This window comes from Kitasatospora sp. NPDC058190 (assembly GCF_042883685.1).
In the GTDB taxonomy this organism is placed as follows: Bacteria; Actinomycetota; Actinomycetes; order Streptomycetales; family Streptomycetaceae; genus Kitasatospora.
The window spans coordinates 107193-129539 of the sequence record NZ_JBHVVI010000002.1; the positions used below are offsets into that span (position 1 = coordinate 107193).

23 protein-coding genes and 1 tRNA gene are annotated in these 22347 nt (G+C 71.5%); 20 read left to right on the plus strand and 4 right to left on the minus strand.

What is annotated here, in order from left to right; all coding sequences use genetic code 11:
* Positions 1 to 57: 57 nt before the first annotated feature.
* From ACFVWU_RS01460 to rdgB, 4 genes are all read left to right on the plus strand, one after another.
* Positions 58 to 291, plus strand: coding sequence for a glucose PTS transporter subunit EIIB (locus tag ACFVWU_RS01460; protein ID WP_238862766.1), 234 nt, complete (start codon positions 58 to 60; stop codon positions 289 to 291).
* 106 nt (positions 292 to 397) lie between these two features.
* Positions 398 to 1123: a ribonuclease PH gene (gene rph / locus ACFVWU_RS01465; RefSeq protein ID WP_380611452.1), complete on the plus strand. Its 726-nt coding sequence runs from the start codon at positions 398 to 400 to the stop codon at positions 1121 to 1123.
* Positions 1124 to 1316: 193 nt separating this feature from the next.
* Complete coding sequence (locus ACFVWU_RS01470; protein WP_387613896.1) at positions 1317 to 1706, plus strand: hypothetical protein; 390 nt, start codon at positions 1317 to 1319, stop codon at positions 1704 to 1706.
* A 31-nt stretch (positions 1707 to 1737) separates the two neighbouring features.
* A complete protein-coding gene (gene rdgB / locus ACFVWU_RS01475; RefSeq protein WP_387613899.1) occupies positions 1738 to 2343 on the plus strand; it encodes an RdgB/HAM1 family non-canonical purine NTP pyrophosphatase in 606 nt (201 codons plus the stop codon).
* Between the two features lie 65 nt (positions 2344 to 2408).
* Here rdgB and ACFVWU_RS01480 read toward each other — a convergent pair.
* A tRNA-Leu gene (locus ACFVWU_RS01480) sits at positions 2409 to 2482 on the minus strand.
* Positions 2483 to 2544: 62 nt separating this feature from the next.
* Entirely contained in the window at positions 2545 to 3405 is an 861-nt protein-coding gene (locus tag ACFVWU_RS01485; protein WP_387613902.1) for an HNH endonuclease, read from the minus strand.
* Between the two features lie 219 nt (positions 3406 to 3624).
* Here ACFVWU_RS01485 and ACFVWU_RS01490 point away from each other — a divergent pair, with 219 nt between their 5' ends.
* Positions 3625 to 6072, plus strand: a complete 2448-nt coding sequence (locus ACFVWU_RS01490) for a chitinase C-terminal domain-containing protein (RefSeq protein ID WP_387613905.1) — start codon at positions 3625 to 3627, stop codon at positions 6070 to 6072.
* A gap of 85 nt (positions 6073 to 6157) precedes the next feature.
* Here ACFVWU_RS01490 and bcp read toward each other — a convergent pair whose 3' ends face one another.
* Positions 6158 to 6631: a thioredoxin-dependent thiol peroxidase gene (gene bcp / locus ACFVWU_RS01495; protein WP_387613908.1), complete on the minus strand. Its 474-nt coding sequence runs from the start codon at positions 6629 to 6631 to the stop codon at positions 6158 to 6160.
* 164 nt (positions 6632 to 6795) lie between these two features.
* Here bcp and ACFVWU_RS01500 point away from each other — a divergent pair, with 164 nt between their 5' ends.
* The 3 genes from ACFVWU_RS01500 to ACFVWU_RS01510 all read left to right on the plus strand — a co-directional run bounded on the left by ACFVWU_RS01500 (position 6796) and on the right by ACFVWU_RS01510 (position 8924).
* Positions 6796 to 7137 (plus strand): DUF3618 domain-containing protein, encoded by a 342-nt coding sequence (locus ACFVWU_RS01500; RefSeq protein ID WP_387613910.1) that lies wholly within the window; start codon positions 6796 to 6798, stop codon positions 7135 to 7137.
* A 185-nt stretch (positions 7138 to 7322) separates the two neighbouring features.
* Complete coding sequence (locus ACFVWU_RS01505) at positions 7323 to 7625, plus strand: GroES family chaperonin (protein ID WP_387614106.1); 303 nt, start codon at positions 7323 to 7325, stop codon at positions 7623 to 7625.
* 117 nt (positions 7626 to 7742) lie between these two features.
* Entirely contained in the window at positions 7743 to 8924 is a 1182-nt protein-coding gene (locus tag ACFVWU_RS01510) for a winged helix DNA-binding domain-containing protein (protein WP_387613912.1), read from the plus strand.
* Position 8925: 1 nt separating this feature from the next.
* On the opposite strand, the gene ACFVWU_RS01515 is transcribed toward ACFVWU_RS01510, so the two are convergent.
* A complete protein-coding gene (locus tag ACFVWU_RS01515; protein WP_387613915.1) occupies positions 8926 to 11259 on the minus strand; it encodes a transglycosylase domain-containing protein in 2334 nt (777 codons plus the stop codon).
* 282 nt (positions 11260 to 11541) lie between these two features.
* Here ACFVWU_RS01515 and ACFVWU_RS01520 point away from each other — a divergent pair, with 282 nt between their 5' ends.
* The 12 genes from ACFVWU_RS01520 to ACFVWU_RS01575 all read left to right on the plus strand — a co-directional run bounded on the left by ACFVWU_RS01520 (position 11542) and on the right by ACFVWU_RS01575 (position 22334).
* The gene (locus ACFVWU_RS01520) at positions 11542 to 12399 is read left to right on the plus strand and encodes an ABC transporter permease (protein WP_387613918.1); all 858 of its coding nucleotides are present in this window, start codon (positions 11542 to 11544) and stop codon (positions 12397 to 12399) included.
* Positions 12392 to 13219 carry an ABC transporter permease gene (locus ACFVWU_RS01525; RefSeq protein WP_387613920.1) on the plus strand — a complete coding sequence of 276 codons (828 nt, stop codon included), beginning with the start codon at positions 12392 to 12394 and terminating at the stop codon, positions 13217 to 13219. Before ACFVWU_RS01520 ends, ACFVWU_RS01525 begins: the two co-directional genes overlap by 8 nt.
* Before the next feature lie 74 nt (positions 13220 to 13293).
* A complete protein-coding gene (locus ACFVWU_RS01530) occupies positions 13294 to 14253 on the plus strand; it encodes an ATP-binding cassette domain-containing protein (protein ID WP_387613923.1) in 960 nt (319 codons plus the stop codon).
* A 93-nt stretch (positions 14254 to 14346) separates the two neighbouring features.
* Positions 14347 to 15288 carry a hypothetical protein gene (locus tag ACFVWU_RS01535; protein WP_387613926.1) on the plus strand — a complete coding sequence of 314 codons (942 nt, stop codon included), beginning with the start codon at positions 14347 to 14349 and terminating at the stop codon, positions 15286 to 15288.
* Between the two features lie 133 nt (positions 15289 to 15421).
* The gene (locus ACFVWU_RS01540) at positions 15422 to 15586 is read left to right on the plus strand and encodes a hypothetical protein (RefSeq protein ID WP_387613928.1); all 165 of its coding nucleotides are present in this window, start codon (positions 15422 to 15424) and stop codon (positions 15584 to 15586) included.
* Between the two features lie 73 nt (positions 15587 to 15659).
* Positions 15660 to 16955, plus strand: a complete 1296-nt coding sequence (locus ACFVWU_RS01545; protein WP_387613931.1) for a DUF445 domain-containing protein — start codon at positions 15660 to 15662, stop codon at positions 16953 to 16955.
* Positions 16956 to 17056: 101 nt separating this feature from the next.
* Entirely contained in the window at positions 17057 to 18133 is a 1077-nt protein-coding gene (locus ACFVWU_RS01550) for an adenosine deaminase (protein WP_387613934.1), read from the plus strand.
* Between the two features lie 176 nt (positions 18134 to 18309).
* Entirely contained in the window at positions 18310 to 18879 is a 570-nt protein-coding gene (locus ACFVWU_RS01555; RefSeq protein WP_387613937.1) for a toxin-antitoxin system HicB family antitoxin, read from the plus strand.
* 103 nt (positions 18880 to 18982) lie between these two features.
* Positions 18983 to 19822, plus strand: a complete 840-nt coding sequence (locus ACFVWU_RS01560) for a DUF4097 domain-containing protein (RefSeq protein ID WP_387613940.1) — start codon at positions 18983 to 18985, stop codon at positions 19820 to 19822.
* On the plus strand, positions 19822 to 20748 hold the full coding sequence (locus ACFVWU_RS01565; RefSeq protein ID WP_387613943.1) for an ATP-binding cassette domain-containing protein: 927 nt from the start codon (positions 19822 to 19824) through the stop codon (positions 20746 to 20748). The genes ACFVWU_RS01560 and ACFVWU_RS01565 overlap by 1 nt, the downstream gene beginning before the upstream one ends.
* Before the next feature lie 100 nt (positions 20749 to 20848).
* Positions 20849 to 21619 carry an ABC transporter permease gene (locus ACFVWU_RS01570; protein WP_387613946.1) on the plus strand — a complete coding sequence of 257 codons (771 nt, stop codon included), beginning with the start codon at positions 20849 to 20851 and terminating at the stop codon, positions 21617 to 21619.
* Positions 21620 to 21791: 172 nt separating this feature from the next.
* On the plus strand, positions 21792 to 22334 hold the full coding sequence (locus tag ACFVWU_RS01575; RefSeq protein WP_387613949.1) for a hypothetical protein: 543 nt from the start codon (positions 21792 to 21794) through the stop codon (positions 22332 to 22334).
* Positions 22335 to 22347 lie beyond the last annotated feature (13 nt).

Below are 22347 nucleotides of genomic sequence, written 5' to 3' on the forward strand. Positions count from 1 at the left end.
AGCGCAGGACGGCACCCGGCAGAGCCGCCGAAGGGCCGCGACAGAGGGAGAAACCAGATGGCCAGCAAGGCTGAGAAGATCGTCGCCGGTCTGGGCGGCATCGAGAACATCGAAGAGGTCGAAGGCTGCATCACCCGCCTGCGCACCGAGGTCAAGGACGCCTCCCTGGTCGACGAGGCCGCCCTCAAGGCCGCCGGCGCCCACGGCGTCGTCAAGATGGGCACCGCGATCCAGGTCGTCATCGGCACCGACGCCGACCCGATCGCCGCCGACATCGAGGACATGATGTGAGCTGAGCCACCCAGGCCCGCCACACCCGGCCCGCCGACCCACCCACGGAGACGGCGGGCCGAGGCGCATCCGGAACCGGCGACCGGAGCGACTACGCTCAGTGCCTATGTCACGCATCGACGGCCGCACCCCCGAACAGCTCCGCCCCATCACCATCGAGCGGGGCTGGAGCAAGCACGCCGAAGGCTCCGTCCTCATCTCCTACGGCGACACCAAGGTCCTCTGCACCGCCAGCGTCACCGAGGGCGTCCCGCGCTGGCGCAAGGGCAGCGGCGAAGGCTGGGTGACCGCCGAGTACTCCATGCTCCCCCGCGCCACCAACACCCGCGGCGACCGCGAAGCCGTCAAGGGGCGCATCGGCGGCCGCACCCACGAGATCAGCCGCCTCATCGGCCGCTCACTGCGCGCCGTCGTCGACCACCGCGCCCTCGCCGAGAACACCATCGTGCTCGACTGCGATGTCCTCCAGGCCGACGGCGGCACCCGCACCGCCGCCATCACCGGCGCCTACGTCGCCCTGGTCGACGCCGTCTCCTGGGCCCGCGAGCGCAAACTGCTCCGAGCCAAGGGCCAGCCCATCACCGGCGGCGTCAGCGCCGTCAGCGTCGGCATCATCGACGGCGTCCCGATGCTCGACCTCCAGTACGAGGAGGACGTGCGCGCCGAAACCGACATGAACATCGTCTGCACCTCCGACGGCCGCTTCGTCGAGGTCCAGGGCACCGCCGAAGGCGCCCCCTTCGACCGTGACCTCCTCAACCGGCTGCTCGACCTCGGCACCCTCGGCTGCGCCGAACTCGACGGCATCCAGCGCAAGGCCCTGGAGGGCTGAACCCCCGCCGGGCGCACGGCCGTCGACCACTCCGGACGCACCGTCCGACGCACCGCCCGACGCACCGTCGGACGGCCTGCTGTACAGGCCCGGCCCGCAGACCGTACGGTTCCCGCAGCACCCCCGCTGCGGGAACCGCGCCCCCGTGGCGCGCGTCCCACCCCACGGAACCCGCGCCCCCCAGGAGGACCGGATGCCGTCCAGCATCGCCCGCCCCACCGCCCTCGCCGTGGCCGGACTGATCGCGATCCTCCCGCTCAGCATGGTGAGCTGCTCCGCCGCCCAGAAGGCGATCGACTGCGGCAACACCGCCGTCAAGGTCACCGGCGACATCGCCGACCTCACCAAGGCCTACGACAACGCCAGCAACGACTCGGCCGCCGCCGGCAAGGCGCTGCAGAAGCTCAAGGGCGACCTCGACCAGATCGGCAAGAACTCCAAGAACACCGACGTCGCCAAGGCCGTGACCGACCTGCAGAAGCAGGCCGACAAGGTCCAGCAGGCCGTCGACAAGAAGGAAGCCCCCGACCTCAAACCGCTCGGCGACGCGGCGGGCAACCTCACCTCCGTCTGCACCGGCTGATCCTCTTCATGCTCTGGATAGGGTGGGTGATATGTCCACCCGCCTGATCCTCGCCACCCGCAACCAGCACAAGGTCACCGAGCTGCGCGCCATCCTCACCGACGCCGGCCTGGCCGTCGAACTCGTCGGCGCCGACGCCTACCCCGAGATCCCGGACGTCCCCGAAACCGGCGTCACCTTCGCCGAGAACGCCCTGCTCAAGGCCCACGCCCTCGCCCGCGCCACCGGCCTGCCCGCCGTCGCCGACGACTCCGGCCTCTGCGTGGACGTGCTCAACGGCGCACCCGGCATCTTCTCCGCCCGCTGGTCCGGCAAGCACGGCGACGACCGCGCCAACCTCGACCTGCTGCTCGCCCAGCTCTCCGACATCGACGCCGCCCACCGCGGCGCCCACTTCTTCTGCGCCGCCGCCCTCGCCCTGCCCGACGGCACCGAGCGCGTCGTCGAGGGCCGCCTCCTCGGCACCCTGCGCACCGCCCCGGCCGGCGACGGCGGGTTCGGCTACGACCCGATCCTCCAGCCCCTCGGCGAGACGCGTACGTGCGCGGAGCTGACGGCGGACGAGAAGAACGCCATCAGCCACCGGGGGCAGGCGTTCCGGGCGCTGGCGCCGGTGGTGAAGGAGCTACTGGGTTGACGCCCACAGCAACGAAGATGGCCCGCTTCTCTTCGATTCGAAGGGAAGCGGGCCATTTCACTCGGTACGCCCGGTGGGACTCGAACCCACGACACTGCGATCCTAAGTCGCAGCCCTCTCCCAGCTGGGGTACGGGCGCACGCCGGACCCAGCCTACCGGTAGATGGATTCCGGCGCGGCCACTTTGCGAGAGTGAAGCAGCTAGGCGGCGTTGTCCCGTCTGGCTTCGGCGCGGTTCATGTTCCGACCGCAGTAGGTCGGCGTGATGGAGTGACAGTTGGGGCAGAGCAGGCGGAGGTTCTCTCGCCTGTTGTCGAGCCAGTCGCCGTTGATGTGGTCGACTTCCAGGGTCATCGGCTGCCCGAGCCAGGTCGGAGGGGTGCCGCACGTCTCGCAGACGTCGGGATGCCCGGTGTGCACGAGCATGGTGCGGAGTCGATCGCCCGGGACGCGTTGACTTCCCGGCGGACGCCGCACCAGCAACTCCTCGGCTGTGCGTCTCGGTCCGGTCTTCTGTCCCTTGTTGTGCGCCCTGCCGGTGAAGTGGCCGGTGTCGAGTTGGTGGAAGTCGATGGCTTCTCGCACCAGCGTCCGCGTATTTCCGCAGTCGGTCATCCCCAGGGCGAGGATCACGCTGCGGATGCTTCGGTGTGCGGCGACGGCGTGCGCCAGCGCCTCCTTCGGAATGGCTTCGATCCTGCTGCGGCCGTCGCCCCTGAACCTGAAGTGTGAGGTGTCGATGCCGAAGTCGGCCAGGCGCTTCTTCAGGTATGCGTAGAGACTGTCGTACGGGGTGACGCCCAGGTAGGCCATCATTCCGTTGATGCTGTCGCTGTTGGCAGCGGCTTCAGTCAGTACCGCTCGCGGGTAACGGCGTCGGCCGTAGTCGGGCCTGCTGTGGTTGAAGTGTGAGGTGTCGATGCCATAGTGCCTGAGCCGCTTGCTCAGGTAGCTGTGCGTACCGCCCGCCATCGGCACGCCGAGTTTGCGCATGATCTCGTTGACGCTGCTGGACTCGGCCGCGAGCGAAGCGAGCAGTTCGCGGGTGTACTTGACCGGCATGATCGGTCCCCCTGTGGGCTAGTGAGAGCCCCTTCCCCGCCGTGAGAACGAGAGTCGGGCGGATTGGTTACGGCCTGCCGGAGATTTGGGAAGTGTTTGCCAATTGGTACAGACCCATTGACCTCCATGGTCCAGACCACATAGCTTCGGCGCCAATTGCAATCCCCCACGTGCGTGCTCCCCACAGGCACGCGCCGACACTCTCTCCTGGAGGACCGAGTGTTGATCCGAAGCACGGCGGAGCGGCGTCCCACCGCTGCGTTCCGCCGTAAGAGCGCCCGAGCGGGGTTCGCCTCGGTGGCGGCCGCCTCGCTGGCAGGGCTGTTGACGGCGACGCTGGGTGCGGCGCCCTCGCAGGCGTCGGCGGCCGTCGACAACGCGGCCTGTCGACCGGACGGGCTGTACCGGACGCCCGGGGTGGACGTCCCCTACTGCTCGGTCTACGACACCGGCGGGCGCGAGAAGATGGGCGCGGACCACCAGCGCCGCATCATCGGGTACTTCACCGGCTGGCGCACCGGCAAGAACGGCGACCAGCCCTACCTGGTGAGCGACGTCCCCTGGGACAAGGTCACCCACCTCAACTACGCCTTCGGCCACGTCGGCGGCGACAACAAGCTCTCGGTCGGTACGGACGGTCCGACCAACCCCGCCACCGGGATCGACTTCCCCGGCGTGCCGGGTGCCGAGCTGGACCCGACGCTGCCGTACAAGGGGCACTTCAATCTGCTGACGAAGTTCAAGAAGCAGTACCCGAACGTCAAGACCCTGATCTCGGTGGGCGGTTGGACCGAGACCGGCGGCTACTTCGACGACGGCGGCGCCCGGGTCAACTCCGGTGGCTTCTACTCGATGACCGTCAACCCGGACGGCAGCGTCAACCAGGCCGGCATCGACACCTTCGCCGCCTCCTCGGTCGACTTCGTCCGCAAGTACGGCTTCAACGGCGTCGACATCGACTACGAGTACCCGACCTCGATGAAGGACGCCGGCAACCCGCTGGACTGGCAGCTCGCCAACGCCAAGCGCGGCTCGCTCGCCAAGGGCTACGCGGCGCTGATGAAGACCCTGCGGGAGAGCCTGGACAGGGCCGGCGCCGCCGACGGCAGGCACTACCTGCTCTCGGTCGCGGCCCCGTCCTCCGGGTACCTGCTGCGCGGCATGGAGACCTTCCAGGTGGCGCAGTACCTGGACTACGTCAACATCATGTCGTACGACCTGCACGGTGCCTGGAACAAGTACGTCGGCCCGAACGCCTCGCTCTACGACGACGGCAAGGACGGCGAGTTGGCCGCCGCCAACGTGTACGGCACCGCGCAGTACGGCGGCATCGGCTACCTGAACGCCGACTGGTCGTACCACTACTTCCGCGGCGCGATGCCCGCCGGCCGGATCAACGTCGGCCTGCCGTACTACACCCGCGGCTTCAAGAACGTCACCGGTGGCACCAACGGCCTCTGGGGCACCGCCTCCGCGACCACCTGCCCGGCCGGCTCCGGCCTGACCTCCTGCGGTGACGGCGCGGTCGGCATCGACAACATCTGGAACGACAAGGACGACGCGGGCAAGGAGTCCCCGGCCGGATCGAACCCGATGTGGCACGCCAAGAACCTGGAGAAGGGCATCCTGCCCGACTACCTCTCCACGTACGGCGTGACCGACACCGCGCTGCAGGGCAGCTACAGCCGCAACTACAGCGACGACCTGGTGGCGCCGTGGCTGTGGAACGACACCAAGAAGGTGTTCCTGTCCACCGAGGACGAGCAGTCGGTGGGCGCCAAGGCGGACTACATCGTCAACCAGGGCGCCGGCGGCGCGATGATCTGGGAGCTCGCGGGTGACTACAGGTGGGACGCCGCGGCCAACGGCGGCAAGGGCGAGTACGTGCCCGGCTCGACGCTGACCTCGCTGATGTACGACAAGTTCAAGGCGGCCGCCCCGTACGGCGCGACCCGCTCCACGGTGGCGCTGCCGCAGCAGACCCTGCCGGTCGACGTGTCGTTCACCAGCTTCGCGCTGGGCGACTCCAACTACCCGATCAACCCGAAGCTGCACATCGTCAACAACTCGACGCTGACCCTGCCGGGCGGCACCGAGTTCCAGTTCGACTACGGCAACTCGGCTCCGGGCAACGCCAAGGACCAGTCCGGCTTCGGGCTGCAGGTGATCCGGCAGGACAACCCGGGCCCGGGCAACGTCGGCGGTCTGAAGGGCACCTACAACCGGGTGTCGGTCAAACTGCCGGGCTGGCAGTCGCTGGCGCCGGGCGCCTCGATCGACATGGACTTCGTCTACTACCTGCCGGTCTCGACCCCGTCGAACTGGACGGTCAACGTGGGCGGCACGCTGTACGGGATCAAGGGCGACCTGACCCGGGGCGCGGTGGACGGCGGTACGCCGAACCCGACCCCCACCCCGACGGCGACTCCCACCGCGACCCCGACTCCCACCGCGACCCCGACTCCCACCGCGACCCCGACTCCCACCGGGACCCCGACCTCGGGCGCCTGTGCGGCCGCCTCGGGCTGGGACGCGGGCACCACCTACGCGACGCCGACCAAGGTGTCCTGGAAGGGCCACTACTACCAGAACAAGTGGTGGACCAAGGGCGACGACCCCACGGCCAGCGGCGCCTGGGGCGTCTGGAGCGACCTCGGGGCCTGCTGACCTGAGGGCGGCCCGTCGAGGTGAGGGACGGCGGTGGCGGCGCACCCGGTCGGGGGGTGTGCCGCCACCGCTTCGTCCGGAGTGATCAGGCCTCGACCTTGAGGTCGCGCAGCAGCTTGGCGACGTGCCCGGTGGCCTTGACGTTGTACAGCGCGCGCTCGACCTTGCCCTGCTCGTCGACGACCACGGTGGAGCGGATCACGCCCAGGTAGGTGCGGCCGTAGTTCTGCTTCTCGCCGTAGGCGCCGTACGCCTCCAGGACGGCGTGGTCCGGGTCGGAGAGCAGCGTGACCTTGAGGTCCTCGGCCTCGCGGAACTTGCCGAGCTTCTCCGGCTGGTCCGGCGAGATGCCGATGACGTCGTAGCCGGCGCCCGCGAAGACCTCCAGGTTGTCGGTGAAGTCGCAGGCCTGCTTGGTGCAGCCCGGGGTGAGGGCCTTGGGGTAGAAGTAGACGATGACCTTGCGGCCCAGGTGGTCGGCGAGGGAGACCTGGTTGCCGTCGGCGTCGGACAGGCTGAAGGCGGGCGCGTTGTCGCCGGGCTGGAGACGCTCAGTCATGGGGTGGACTCTCCTGGTGCGTGCGGCTGGGACGGGCGGTCGTACCACGGCAAACTTACCTCCGTTGGTGGGTGGGGCCGCGCGGCCGTGCTCGGCAGCTGACAAACTGGGTCAGTCACGCAGGACGACCAGGACGACATCGGCAAGTGAATGGGGTGGCCCGAGTGGGCGAGGCGAGCACGCAGGACAAGCCGGAGCGGACGACCGCCCAGATCGAGGCGGACATCGAGCGCACCCGCGACCGGCTGGCGGAGACCCTGGACGAGCTGGCCGTGCGGATCCACCCGAGCACCGTCTCCGCCCAGGTCAAGGCGAAGGCGATGGCCACCGTCGAGGAGAAGGCGGGCCGGGCGTACGTGGCCGCGAACGGCCTGGTGGAGAAGGCCCGGGCGCAGTTCGTGGACGAGAAGGGGCAGCCGCGCCGGGAGCGCGTCGTCCCGGCCGCGCTGGTCGGCGTGGGCCTGGTGCTGCTGATCGCCTCCTCCCGTCGGCGCCGCAAGGACTGAACGGCGGTGCCGGAACGGCCGGGCGCCCGTGGGGGCCCGGCCTTCCGTATGCCGGGCTGGCATCACGCTTCGCGCCCGGGGGCGGTACCTTCGGGACCGTGAGTACGAACGACGAACCGACCCGCTCCGAGCAGGAGCACGAGCCCGTGCGGCACGACCGGCTGGGCGAGAAGCTGCCGATCCGGATGCTGCACGACCGCGTGCTGGTGCGCACCGAGGGCAGCGAGGGTGAGCGCCGCTCGACCGGCGGCATCCTGATCCCGGCGACCGCTGAGCTGAGTAAGAGGTGCACCTGGGCCGAGGCCGTCGCGGTGGGCCAGAGCGTGCGTGCGGTGGAGCCGGGTGACCGGGTGCTGTACGACCCGGAGGACAAGCTGGAGGTCGAGGTCCGGGGCGCCACCTACGTGCTGCTGCGCGAGCGCGACCTGCACGCCGTTGCCGCGGCCCGCTTCGGTGACACGGAGGGCTCGACCGGGCTGTACCTGTGACCGGGGGCGTGTGACGTGAGGGCGGGCGCCGTCGCCTGTGACCGGGGGACGGCGCCCGTCGGCGCGCTCGGGGCCGTGTGGGCGCAGCTTGTCGGAGGCGGGCGCTAGGGTCCGGGCATGAGCGTGGCTGTGCCGGTGATCGGCGATGCGGAGCGGCGGGCCCGGTTGGGGCGGCGGCAGCTGTTGGCGCCGTCGGTGCGGGCGGCGCGGGTGGAGGAGGTGGCCGACGCGGTGGTCGGGCTGCACGCGACGGACGCGGCCACGGTGTACCTGTCGGCCTGTGCTCGGTTGGCCGAGCCTTCGGCGGCGGAGGTGGACCGGGCGCTGTACGAGGACGTTTCGCTGGTGAAGCTGCTGTCGATGCGGCGGACGATATTCGCGGTGACGGAGGGTTTCGCCCCGTACGTGAGTTCGGCGGCGGCGCGGGCGATCGCGCTGAAGGAGCGGGCGACGCTGCTCAAGCATCTGCGGGACCACGCCGAGGGCTGGGACGAGGCGCGGTTGGCGGAGGCGGAGCGCGGGGTGCTGGCCGCGCTGGCGCGGCGGGGTGAGGCGACGACCAGGCAACTGGGGGACGACGTGCCGCAGTTGCGCGAGACGATGCTGATGTCGGCGGGCAAGCCGTACGAGGCGAGGCAGAGCGTGGGCAGTCGGCTGCTGCGGCTGTTGGCCTCGGACGGGCATGTGCGCCGTTGCCGTCCGCGCGGTTCCTGGCTGAGCAGCAGTTATCCGTGGGCGCTGGTGCCGCAGTGGCGGGAGGTGCCGGTGCGGGAGGCGAAGGCGGAGGTGGTGCGGCGCTGGCTGGCGGCGTACGGTCCGGCGACGGTCGAGGACGTGAAGTGGTGGACGGGCTGGACGCTGGGGGACGTTCGCAGGGCGCTGGTGGACGTCGGGGCGCGGGACGTGGCGTTGGCGGACGGTTCGGCCGCGCTGGTGCTGGCGGGGGACGAGGCTCCGGTGTCGGCGCCGGAACCGTGGGCGGCGCTGTTGCCGGCGTTGGATCCGGCAGTGATGGGGTGGCGCGGGCGGGACTGGTATCTGCGGCCGGAGGACGTGCCGGCGCTGTTCGACCGGGCGGGCAATGCCGGGCCGACGGTGTGGTGGTGCGGCGAGGTGGTGGGCGGCTGGGCGCAGCGGGCGGACGGTGAGGTGGTGTGGCGGCTGTTCCGGGACGTCGGGGCGCAGGCCGGGCGGGCCGTCGCGGCGGAGGCGGAGCGGCTGGCGGGCTGGCTGGGGGAGGTGCGGGTGACGCCGCGGTTCCGGACGGGGCTGGAGCGGGAGCTGGTCGCCGGGGGGTAGCTCACTGTGCGGGTGCCGTCGCCGAGTTGGTGGGTCCGGCGGTGGCGGTGGGCTGGCTGGTGGGCTTGGTCGGCCGGGTTGTCTGGGTGGGTCGGGCGGTGGGGCTGGGCTGGTCTTCCTGGCTGGGGGTGGGTTCCGGTTTCTGCGGGCTGGGGGCGGCCGGGCCGGGCGCGGGTGCGTCGGTGGTGGGGGGCGCGCTGGGGGTGTGGGGGTGGGTGGTCGGCGCGGGGGCGCCGGTGGGGGTGGCGCCGGTGCCGGGGGTGGGGCCGGCGCTCGGGGGAGTGTTGCTGGGGGTGCCGGTGGGGGTCCAGTTGCCGGGGTCGGGGTTGCTGCGGCCGGTCTGCAGGTCGAACTGCTGGGTGGTGGTGCCGTTCAGGGCGGCGGTCATGTAGTCGGTCCAGATCTTGGTGGGGAAGGCGCCGCCGTTGATCCGGGTGAGGCCGGCGGTGCCGGCCAGCGGTTCCTTGGCGTGGCTCTTCGGGTTCTCTCGGAACAGGCCGACGGTGGTGGTGAGTTCGGGGGTGTAGCCGGCGAACCAGGCGGAGAGGTTGGAGTCGGTGGTGCCGGTCTTGCCGGCGGCGGGGCGGCCGAGGTCGAGGGCGGCGGCGCCGGTGCCGCGCGGGCTGACGACGTCGCGCAGGACGTCGGTGACGGAGTCGGCGATGCTGCGGTCCATGGCGGTGGTGGCCTTGTGTTCGGGCATCTTGGGGACGTCGACGGCGCCGCCGGGGTTGACGCGTTCGAGCTTGAGGACGGACCAGGGGGTGTGTGCCTCGCCGTGGTTGGCGAAGGTGGCGTAGGCGCCGGCCAGGTCGAGGGCGCTGGGGGTGGCGGTGCCGAGGGTCATCGAGGTGTTGGTGGGGTCCATGCCGCGGACGCTGTCGGGGATGCCGAGTTTGACGGCGGTCTCGCGGACGCGGGCGAGTCCGGCGTCCACGCCTTCCTGGGCGTACACGGAGTTGACGGACTTGACCATGGCGTAGCGCAGGGTGATGTTGCCGTAGTCGACGTCGTCCTCGTTGGGTGGCGCGTAGGGGGTGGGGCCGCCGGTGACGGGGCGTTCGCTGCTGCCGTCGTAGCGGGTCTCGGTGGTGATCGGGCGGCCGTCCAGGGTGTGCTGGGCGATCAGGCCGGCGGCGAGGTCGATCGGTTTGAAGGTGGAGCCGATCTGGTTGTCCTGGCGCAGCGCGTCGTTGTAGGGCTGCTTGGCGTAGTCGGGGCCGCCGTAGACGGCGACGACGCGGCCGGTGGCGGGGTCGACGGAGGCGCCGGCGACTCGGACGTCGGTGTCGGTGGTGGGGCGGGTCTTGGGGTCGAGTTCGTCGGTGAGTTCGTCCTGGACGGCCTTGACGAAGGCGTCCTGCCGGGGTTTCTCGAAGGTGGTGGTGATGCGCCAGCCGCCGGCCTTGAGGGTGGGGGCGTCGATGGTGCCGGAGGAGATCAGGTAGTCGTCGGCGACGCCGACGAGGTAGCCGGCCTGGCCGGAGAGGCCGGTGGCGGGCTGGGGGTCGATCGGCTCGGGGAAGGTGGTGGCGGCGCGGTCGGCGGTGGTGAGGAAGCCGAGTTGGACCATGCCGTCGAGGGTGTAGTGCCAGCGGGCGATGGCCTTCTCGCGGTTGGCGGGGGTGGCGGTCTTGACGTCGTAGAGGCTGGGGGCCTGGAGCAGGGAGGCGAGGTAGGCGCCCTGGCCGAGGGTGAGTCCGGAGACGTCGACGCCGTAGTAGGCCTTGGCGGCGCTCTGGATGCCGTAGGCGCCGCGGCCGAAGTAGCTGCTGTTGAGGTATCCGGCCAGGATTTCCTTCTTGTCGCGCTGCTGGTCGACCTTGAGGGCGATGAAGAGTTCGCGGCCCTTGCGTTCGAAGGTCTGGTCCTGGGTCAGGTAGTAGTTCTTGACGTACTGCTGGGTGATGGTGGAGCCGCCCTGCATGCCCTTGCCGAGCAGGGTGTTCCAGCCGGCCCGGAGCATGCCCTTCAGGTCGATGCCGCGGTTCTGGTAGAAGGTGCGGTCCTCGGCGGAGACGACGGCCTGTTGGGTCTGCAGCGGGATCTGGTCGACGGTGACGTCGGTGCGGTTGACGGCTCCGGTGTGGGCGATCTCGGTGGTGCCGTCGGAGTAGAGGTAGATGTTGTTCTGGGCGACGGCATGGGCGTTGGGGTCGGGCACCGGGACGATGACGTAGAGCACGGCGAAGGCGCCGATGGCGAGCAGCAGTAGTGCGGTGAGGGTGCCGAGGGTGACCCGCCAGGTGGGCAGGAGCCGGCGCCAGAAGGGGAGGGCGCGGCGGGCCTCGCGGCGGGCGGCCCGTTTGGCCTGGCGTCGGGTGCTCAAGGTCATGCCGAGATTATCTGCTATATGACGTCCGATCAGTGCTGGCAGGGTTCCTGAACTGCGCGGTTGTGTGCGGCGGGTCGTGCGCCCCGGGGTGCGTCGAAATCCGGGTGCGGGCCGGGAGGGGCAACGGTACGGTGAAAGGTGCGAACCACATAGCGCACCCACGTCTGGCAGCTCCGCCCGTCCGGCCCGGTACCCCCGGGTAGGGCCGGTCGGAGCTACTGGGTCGTGCGCTGACGCGCGTGCGGGCACTCGTCTGCCCGTATTTGTCGACAAGGAGACAATATGCAGAACGGTGTCACGGTGGGGGCGAAGCCCCCTGATACCGCCGCCGGCTCCCCCCTCGGGCTCTACGCCGCCGTCGCCCGCGGCGCCTTCCGCCGCTACTCCACCTACCGGGCCGCCACCCTGGCCGGCACCTTCACCAACACCGTCTTCGGCATCATCCTCGCCTCCTCCTTCCTCGCCCTCTGGCAGGCCCGCCCCGGCCTCGGCGGCTACGACCAGAGCCAGGCCGTCACCTACATCTGGGTCAGCCAGTGCCTGCTGGTCACGATCGCGGTCTGGGGCGGCGGCTTCCAGGACGACGTCCAGGACCGCTTCCGCTCCGGGGACATCGCCGTCGACCTCTACCGCCCGGTCGACTTCCAGGGCTGGTGGCTGGCCGCCGACCTCGGCCGGGCCGCCTTCCAGGCGCTGATCCGCGGCACCGTGCCGATGCTGGTCGGCGCCCTGGTGTTCCGCACCCGGATGCCCGAACACCCGCTGACCTGGGCGTTCTTCCTGCTCTCCGGGCTGCTGGCGCTGCTGGTCAGCTTCGGGCTGCGGTTCCTGGTCTCGATCACCGGTTTCTGGCTGCACGACTCGGAGGGGGTACGTGCGGTGATGCTGGTGGTCTCGATGTTCTTCTCCGGGATGCTGCTGCCGATCGCGCTCTTCCCCGGCTGGCTCGGCGACCTCGGCCGGGTGCTGCCCTGGGCGGCGCTGATCAAGGTGCCGACCGACGTCTTCCTGGAGCGCGCCACCGGCACCGGACTGCTCCCGGAGCTCGGCTTCCAGCTCGGCTGGGCGGCCGCGCTGCTCGCCGCCGGGCGGGGCGCGCAGTGGCTGGCGACCCGCAGGGTGGTGGTCCAGGGTGGCTGAGCCCCTCGCCGCGCGCACGTCCTGGGCGGTCCGCTCCTGGTGGCTCTGCGCCCGGATGTGGATGCGCTCGATGATGGCCTACCGGGCCTCCTTCACACTGAACCTCCTGGCCAGCCTGGTCACCCATTCCCTCGACTTCGTCGTGCTGGTGATCATGTTCCGGCACACCGACGAACTCGGCGGCTGGAACCTGCCGGAGATCGCCTTCCTCTACGCCACCGCGACCTTCTCCCTCGGCATGGCCAACCTGCTGGTCGGCTCGGCCGACGGCCTCGGCCTGCGGATCACGAGCGGCACGCTGGACACCATGCTGATCCGCCCCGCGCCCGCGCTCTCCCAGCTGTGCGCCGAACGCTTCACCCTGCGCCGGCTCGGCCGCCCGCTCCAGGCCACGGCGGTGCTGGCCTGGTCGTTGGCCGCCCTGGACGTGCACTGGACCTGGGACCGGGTGCTGCTGGTGCCCGTCCTGCTGGTGTGCGGCAGCGTCATCTTCGGCGCGATCTACGTCGGCGGCGCCACCGTCCAGTTCTGGTGGGGCGAGTCCAAGGAGATCCAGAACTCCTTCACCTACGGCGGCGCGACCCTGCTGCACTACCCGCCGACCGTCTTCGCCAAGGAACTGGTCGCCGGGGTGGTCTTCGGCGTCCCGCTCGCCTTCGTCAACTGGCTGCCCGCCCTGCACATCCTCGGCCGGCCCGACCCGCTCGGCCTGCCCACCGCCTTCCAGTACGCCTCCCCGGTCGCCGCCGCGCTGTGCGTCGCCGCCGCCGGGCTCGCCTGGCGGGCCGGACTGCGCGCCTACCGCGGCACCGGCAGCTGAGCCCTCGTACCTCGCACGTGGCAGGGCCTTCCGCAAGGCCCTGCCTCGCGCCGTACCTCCCGTGAGGAGTCACCGTGTCACTGATCGAACTCCAGGACGTCCACCGCACCTTCACCGTGCGGGCCCGCACCGGCCGGTTCAGCCGGACCAAGCGCGAGGTGCGCGCGGTCGACGGGCTGAGCTTCACCGTCGAGGCCGGCGAGTGCGTCGGCTACATCGGGCCCAACGGCGCCGGCAAGTCGACCACCATCAAGATGCTCACCGGCATCCTCGTCCCCAGCGCCGGACGGCTGCGCGTCGCCGGGGTCGACCCGGCCCGCGAACGCGTCGCGCTGGCCCGCCGGATCGGCGTCGTCTTCGGCCAGCGCACCACCCTGTGGTGGGACCTCCCGCTGCGCGACTCCTTCGAGCTCGCCCGCCGGATCTACCGCATCCCCGACCGGCGTTACCGCGAGAACCTCGGCCGCTGCATCGAACTGCTCGACCTGGGAGGCTTGTTGGACACGCCCGTCCGACAGCTCTCACTCGGCCAGCGGATGCGCGGCGACCTCGCGGCGGCGCTGCTGCACGACCCCCAGGTGCTCTACCTGGACGAGCCCACCATCGGCCTGGACGTGGTCAGCAAGGGCCGGGTGCGCGAGTTCCTGCGCGAGGTCAACCGCGAGCGGGGCACCACGGTGCTGCTCACCACCCACGACCTGACCGACATCGAGCAGCTCTGCGGCCGGGTGATGGTGATCGACCACGGCCGGGTGGTCCACGCCGGCGGGCTGGACGGGCTGCACACCACCGGGCGCAGCGAGCGCACGCTGGTGGTCGACCTCGCCGAGGCCCGGCCTCCGATCGAGGTGGCCGGGGCGCGGGTGGTGAAGGTCGAGGGGGCGCGGCAGTGGCTGGCCTTCCCGGCCCGGGAGAGCGCGGCACCGATCGTGGCGGCGGTCGCGGCGCGGTACCCGCTGGTGGACCTGTCGGTGCGGGAGCCGGCCATCGAGGACGTGATCGCGCGGATGTACGCCGAGGTCGCGATCGGCTGATCCCCGTTTGGTCTCCGGCTGATCTCCGGCTGTTCGGGCGCACGTTCGGGCCCGCCGCCCGTCCGGGGCCCGTCACCCGTTGGGGGAGGGCACGTGACTCCCCGGCGGGCGGCCGAGTTGACGGTGCAGCCCTCGCCGAACCGCGCACCGGAGGCCCGCCGCCCGATGTCCGTACCCGACGCGACCGTGGTGGTCGCGGCCTGCGACACCATGCCGCACCTCACCGCCTGCCTGGACTCGCTGGTCGGGCGGACGCCGGCGCCGGGGCGGCTGGAGGCGGTGGCCTCCGCCGACCGCGGCCCGGACGTGGTGGAGCCCGGGCAGGTCGGGGTGAACGGGCGGGTCCTCTCGGACGAGCCGTTCACCCCGGAGGCCTGTCCGCACGCGGGCCGGGTGTCCGTGCTCGCCGACTACGACTGCTGTGTCCTGGCGCTGCGCGAGGACCTCGGCAACGCCACCGAGCGGGCCGGGGTGCTGGACCGGCTGCGCGGGATCGCCGCGTTGCAGCAGGTGGCCGTCGAACTGGTCGGAGTCGGTGAGGAGTTGGACGACATCCGGGCCCGCGGCTTCGCCTGGGACGTGCCCCGGCTGCTCCAGGACGGCTTCCTGCTGCTGGACGACGGGCTGCAGCGGCGGGTGTGCGAGGAGGTCGGCCGGATGATCGAACGCTTCGGCGCCCGCACGGTGTACCACCGGCTGCCGGTCGCCGCCCGGGTACGGCTCGAACTCGCCGCCGCCGCAAGGCCGGAGGCGCTGCGCGACCAGATCCGCTACGAGGCCGCGCACGGCGAGCCGCCGGTGGTGGCGGACGGGCGGCGGCGCTACGCGGGCTATCCGGCGTTCCGGGACGCCCGGCTCGGCCTGCCGGACGGGCTGTTCCTGCTGGGCGAGGAGCCGCTGGTCGAGGCCGTCCTGCCGCTCAACCCGGCCCAGCGGCTGTGGCGCGGCGTCGTCCCGGAGCGGCTGCGGCGCGGGTTGCGGCGCTCGCCGGTGTGGCGCCGGCTCGCCAACTCGGTGAACGGAGGGCGGGGATGAACCGGGAGAGCTGAGCCGTCGGGCTGGGTGAGCCGGGCCCGCGGCCGGCCGTCCGGTGCGCGCCGAAGGGCCACCGGGTCGCCGGCGCGCACATCGCGCCCGGGGCGGCCGGCGGCGGGCCGCCACCGACGCCATGGTCTCCACCGGCGCCGTCGCGGCCGGGTCGCACCGGGGGACGCTGGTCGGCTGCGAGACCACCCTGCCGGTCGGCGCCACCCGGGAGCGCCGGGCGCCCCGGCCGGGCGCGGGGCCGCGCTCGGTGTGGGGGCGTGTGGTCCCGGCAGCGTGCTCGGCGTGAGGGTGTGCGATCGAGGGGCGCGCGATCGCGGGGCACGCCCCCGTCCGCGCCGGGCAACGGGCAGACTGGCGGGGTGAGTGACGAAGCCTTCAGCGGGACCGGCCCCGGGGTCCGGTTCACCGCGTCCGACGAGCAGAAGAGACGCGGCGTCCGCCGGATGAAGACCATCGCGACCGGCCTGCTGGCCTTCGCGACCCTGGTCTTCGCCCTCTCCACCTGGGCCGAGGCGTCCGGCGCCGGCGCCTGGGCGGGGTACGTGGCGGCCGCCGCCGAGGCGGGCATGGTCGGCGCGCTGGCCGACTGGTTCGCGGTGACGGCCCTGTTCCGCCGCCCGTTCGGCCTGCCGATCCCGCACACCGCGATCATCCCGACCAAGAAGGACGCCTTCGGGCGCTCGCTCGGCGAGTTCGTCGGCGAGAACTTCCTCGCCGGCCACGTGGTGCGCGGCCGGCTCGCGGCACTCGGCATCGGCCGCCGGCTGGGGGAGTGGCTGGCCGCGCCGGGCAGCGCCGAACGCGTCACCAAGGAGGCCTCGGCGGCGCTGCGCGGAGTGCTCGCGGTGCTGCGCGACGACGACGTGCGGGCGGTGGTCGCCGAGGCGGTCACCCGGCGGGCCGCCGCCACCTCGGTGGCCGAGCCGATGGGCCGGATGCTGGGCAAGGTGGTCGCGGACGGCGGGCACCACGGCGTGGTGGACCTGGTGGCCGTCCGGGCGCACGGCTGGCTCACCGCCAACCACGAGGACGTGATCCGGAAGGTCTCCCAGAAGACCCCGGGCTGGACGCCGAAGTTCATCGACCACCAGGTCGGCGAGCGGGTCTACAAGGAGCTGCTGCGCTTCGTCGCCGACATCCGGGACGACCCGAACCACCCGGCCCGCGGGGCGATCGACAACTTCCTCGCCGACTTCGCCACCGAGCTGCAGACCGACCCGGAGACCATCGCCCGGGTCGAGCGGGCCAAGGGCGAGCTGCTGGCCCGCCCCGAGGTGCAGGACCTGATCAACTCCACCTGGGCGGCCGTGCGCACGCTGGTGATGGGCGCGGCCGAGGACGAGGACAGCGAACTGCGTCGGCGCATCCGGGACGGCGTGCGCAGCTTCGGCGGGCGCCTGGCCACCGATGCCAAGCTGCAGGCCAAGGTGGACGGCTGGCTCCAGGACGCCGCCCAGTACCTGGTCGACACCTACCGGACCGAGATCACCTCGCTGATCTCCGAGACGGTGGCGAGCTGGGACGCCGACGACGCCTCGCGCAAGATCGAGGCCAACGTCGGGCGTGACCTGCAGTTCATCCGGATCAACGGCACGGTGGTCGGCGCCCTGGCCGGGCTGCTGATCCACACCGTGGCGATCGCGCTCGGGGGGTGAACCCCGGCGCCCCCGGTCGGCTGCTCCGACTTGGGCCTATCCTGGGCCCCGTCAGCGCGATACGCGCGTAGAAGGCGCGGAGAAGGAAGAAGGGAACCCCCGTGGTCCAGCCGGACGGAAGTCGGATCGGAAACCCCACCGGTAACACCGCAGACCGGAGCATCGAGGCGTTCATCGCCGGGATGCCCAAGGCGGAACTGCACGTCCACCACGTCGGCTCGGCGTCGCCGCGCGTCGTCGCCGAACTGGCCGCCCGCCACCGGGGCCAGTCCAGGGTGCCGACCGACCCGGCCGCGCTCGCCGAGTACTTCACCTTCACCGACTTCGCCCACTTCATCGAGGTCTACCTGAGCGTCGTGGACCTGGTCCGCGACGCCGAGGACGTCCGCGCGCTCACCTACGGCGTGGCCGAGGACATGGCCCGCCAGAACATCCGGTACGCCGAGCTGACCATCACCCCGTACTCCTCGGTCAAGCGCGGGATCCCCGACGTCGCCTTCATGGAGGCCATCGAGGACGCCCGGCTGCGCGCCGAGAAGGAACTCGGCGTGGTGCTGCGCTGGTGCTTCGACATCCCGGGCGAGGCCGGTCTGGAGTCGGCCGAGGTGACCGCCCGCCTGGCCACCGAGCTGGCCCCCGAGGGCCTGGTCAGCTTCGGCCTGGGCGGTCCGGAGATCGGCGTGCCGCGGCCGCAGTTCAAGCCGTACTTCGACCGGGCGCGGGCGGCCGGCCTGCACTCCGTCCCGCACGCCGGCGAGACCACCGGGCCGCAGACCGTCTGGGACGCGATCCGCGAGCTCGGCGCCGAGCGCATCGGGCACGGCACCCAGGCGGTCAAGGACCCGGCGCTGCTCGACTACCTGGGCGAGCACCGCGTCGCGCTGGAGGTCTGCCCGACCTCCAACATCGCCACCCGGGCGGTGGAGAGGATCGAGGACCACCCGATCAAGCGGATGGTGGACTCCGGGCTGCTGGTGACCGTCAACAGCGACGACCCGCCGATGTTCGGCACCGACCTCAACACCGAGTACGCGGTGGCGGCGCGGCTGCTGGGGCTGGACGAGACCGGGGTGGCGGCACTGGCCCGCAACGCGGTCGAGGCCTCCTTCCTGGACCAGGCCGGCAAGGCGCGGCTGACCGGCGAGATCGACGCCCACCTGGCGGGCTGGCAGCGCTGACCCCCTCCTGTGACCGCCCCGTCGGCTTCGGCCGGCGGGGCGGTTCCGTTTCCGGTGCCCTTTCCGCAGGGGGTGCCGGGTGCTTCCGGGTGGTGCCGCCTGCGTCTCCCTCGATGGCGCCAAAGTGGTGCCACAATTGGCTCGACATGGCGCCACTGCCGTGCCATGCTTGAGTCATGGACCTCACGCCGTACGTCGAAAACCTCCGGAACGAGCTCGCGGTGGCCGCCGCCACCGGCGGGGAGGAAGCCCGTGAGCTGGCCGACCGGCTGACGCTCCCGCTGGAGTCGGCCGTGCGGCTCACCCTGCTCAACGCACTCTCGGCCGCCATGGGCGAAGTCACCCGCGACCTCGCCCCGGGCTCGGTGGACGTGCGGCTGCGCGGGCTCGACCCGGAGTTCGTGGTGACGGTACCGCCCGGCTCCGAGGCCTTCCACGGTGATGTGCCGCCCGTGGTGCCGACGATGGCACCGGTGGTGCCATCCGTGGCGCCGGCCGCGCCGCCGGTGGTGCCGGAGTCGGACGAGTCGGGCACCGCCCGGATCAACCTGCGTCTGCCCGCCAACCTCAAGGCCCGGGCGGAGGAGGCCGCCGGACAGGAGGGCCTCTCCCTCAACGCCTGGCTGGTCCGGGCCGTCGCCGGCGCGCTGGACGGCGGCCGGCCCGCCTCCCGTCCGGTCGCCGACCTCGGCACCCGCACCTCGCGAAGCGTTGGCGGCCAGGGCTTCACCGGCTGGGTCCACTGACACCTCCGCGCCATCCGAACCCCCGCACCACCTTCCGAACCTTCAACGTCACCCCGCTCCGACCAGCGGGAACAGCTACACGAGTCAAGAGGACGGGACAGCCATGCCTACGTACGAGACCGACGGACCGATCTCCGCCGCCCTTGAGTTCGAGATCGGCTCGGTGTGGATCCGCGCGAGCAAGCGCACCGACGCCGTGATCGAGGTCCGGCCCGCCAACGCGGCCAGGGACGCGGACGTCAAGGCCGCCGAGCTGACCCAGATCGACTTCTCCGGCGGCCGGCTCACCCTCAAGGGCCCCAAGCAGCGCACCGTGTTCTCCAGCAAGAAGGGCTCGATCGAGATCCTGGTCGAGCTGCCGTCCGGCTCCGAGGTGCACGCCGACTCCCCGATGGCGGACTTCGTCACCGAGGGTCCGCTCGGCGACTGCCGGCTGAAGACGTCCATGGGTCGGATCCAGGTCGACCGGGCCGACAGTGTGCGCCTCAAGACCGACATGGGGGACGTCCGGGTCGGCGCGGCCGCCGGTGACGCCGAGGTGACCGGCGGCGGCCGGATCGAGGTCGGCTCCGTCGGCGGCGCACTGACGGTCAAGAACAACAACGGCGACACCGAGATCGACGAGGTGCGCGGCGAGTTGACGGCCAACTCCTCCAACGGCCGGATCCACGTCGGCCTCGCCGAGGCGGGCGTGGACGCCAAGTCGGCGAACGGCCACATCCGGCTCGGCCAGGTGGTCCGCGGCAAGATCACCCTGCAGACCGGTGTGGGGGATGTGGAGATCGGCATCGCGGAGGGCACGGCGGCCTGGCTCGACGTGCACAGCAAGTTCGGCGGCGTCCGCAACACCCTCGGCTCGGCCGAGGGCCCCGGCGACGCCCGGGAGACCGCCGAGGTTCGCGCCAACACCCAGGTCGGCAACGTCATCATCCGGAGGGCCTGATGACGGCGATCTCCGCAGTGGGGCTGACCAAGTCCTACGGGGACAAGGCGGTGCTCAGGGGCATCGACCTGTCCATCCCGGCCGGTAGCGTCTTCGCCCTGCTCGGGCCGAACGGCGCCGGCAAGACCACCACCGTGCAGATCCTGTCCACCCTGATCCCCGCCGACGGCGGCTCGGCCCAGGTGGCCGGGCACGATGTGGTCCGGCAAGCCGACGGGGTCCGGAAGGCGATCGGGGTGACCGGCCAGTTCTCGGCGGTCGACAACCTCCTCACCGCCGAGGAGAACCTGATGCTGATGGCAGACCTCAACCACCTCCGCCGTCGGGAGGGGCGGAGGCGGGCCGAGGAGCTGTTGAGCCGCTTCGAACTCACCGAGGCCGCGCGCAAGCCCGTCGCCACCTTCTCCGGCGGCATGCGGCGCAAGCTCGACCTGGCGATGACGCTGGTCGGCGACCCCAAGGTGATCTTCCTGGACGAGCCGACCACCGGGCTGGACCCGCGCAGCCGGCGCACCATGTGGGAGATCATCCGAGGGCTGGTAGCCGACCACGGGGTGACGATCTTCCTGACCACCCAGTACCTGGAGGAGGCCGACCAACTCGCCGACCGGATAGCCGTCCTGGACGGCGGCCGGATCGTCGCCGAGGGTACGGCCGAGGAGCTGAAGCGGATCGTCCCTGGCGGGCGGATCCGCCTCCAGTTCACCGACGCGGCCCAACTGGGCACCGCCGCCACGCTGTTCGACTACGCCACGGCCGACGCCGACGCCCTGGTGCTGGACATCCCGGGGGACAACTCCGTCCTCACCGTGAAGGCCGTGCTGGACGCACTCGACAACGCGTCCGTACGGGCCGAGTCGCTGGTCGTGGAGACGGCCGATCTGGACGACGTGTTCCTCACACTGACCGGGGAGGGTGCGCGATGAGCGAGCAGAGCGAGCGAATCATCGAGAGGTGCGCGTGGGCGAATGCCCCCGCCGAGCGGTGGGGGTACCCCCGGCCGCAGGCTGGGGGAGAGGCGGGCGCATGAGCGCGACGACGAGCTATGTGGTCAGCGACTCGCTGACCATGCTGCGGCGCAACCTCAAGCGCGCGCAGCGGTACCCGGCGATGACCTTCTCCGTCGTGGTGATGCCGGTGATGATGCTGGCGCTCTTCAACTACGCCTTCGGGGGCGCGCTGGGAACGGGGATCGGCGGCGGGAGCTACATCGACTACGTGACGCCCGGGATCGTGCTGATGACGGCGACCTCGGGGGCGGTCGCCACCGCGGTGGGCGTGTGCGTCGACATGACGGAGGGGATCGTCAACCGGTTCCGGACGATGTCGATCTCACGGTCGGCGTTTCTGGCCGGGCACGTGGTCGGCAGCGTGATCCAGACGGTGATCGCGCTGGTGCTGGTGACAGCCGCAGCCTTCGCTATGGGGTTCCGGTCGAGTGCCGGACCGGTGGAATGGCTCGCGGCCGCGGGGCTGCTGCTCTTCGTCACCCTGGCGCTGACCTGGATCTCGGCGGGGATCGGACTGGTGTCGAAGACGCCGGAGAGTGCGAGCAACACGCCGCTGCCGCTGACGTTTCTGCCGTTCCTCGGCAGCGCGATCGTCCCGCCGGACTCGATGCCCACCGTGCTGCGATGGTTCGCCGAGTACCAGCCCTTCACTCCCGTCATCGAGACCCTGCGCGGCCTGCTGATGGGCACCGAGATCGGCACCAGCGCGTGGAGCGCCCTCGCCTGGTGCACCGGCCTCACGCTGGTCGGCTACCTCTGGTCGCGGAGCGTCTTCTACCGGCGGTGACGGGGGTACGGCCGGTAGCCCACCAGGCCCGGACGGCGGGGAACACCCGCCGTCCGGGCCGTCGCGGTGCGACCCTCCCGTAGTAAAGTCCGGGCCAAATATCGGCAAAGCTCGTTCGGGGGGACCGATGACGGCAGCGCGTCGCAGACGGATCGCGTGGGGGCTCAGAGGGGTGGCGCCGGCGCCGGTCCTGACGTACGTGGCGGGCTGGCACGCCTCCCGTTCGGGCGGGCTGGTGGAGGTCGAACGCTGGTTCAACCGCCCGGTCCTGCTGGTCGGCGCGGCCACCGTGCTGATCGTGGTCTCGCTGATCGTCGAGCTGGACTTCCGTACCAGGTTGTCGCAGGTCGGTTGTGCGGCCGGTCTCGTGGCGCTCGTCTTCGGCGGGGTGCCGATCGTGGTGCTGTCGTACGTGTTCGGCGATGAGGGGCGCTGGGTCGAGAGGAAGATCCACCCGGACCACCCGGACCGGGTGCTGACCGTGACCGACATCGCCTTCTCGATCGACCCGATCTACCGGGTCGAGCTGGTGACCGGCAGCGGTTGGTCCGCCCGCCACTGGAACCTGGGCACCTGGGACGCCGACAGCGGTGACTTCACCAGGGTCGAGTGGTCCGCTCCGGACCGGATCACGGTGACCGGGCGGACGGAGCTCCGGGTCTTCGACGTGCACTCGGACGGCAGTCTGAGCGAGCCCCGGGTGCTGCCCCGGTAGTCCGGGTCCGACC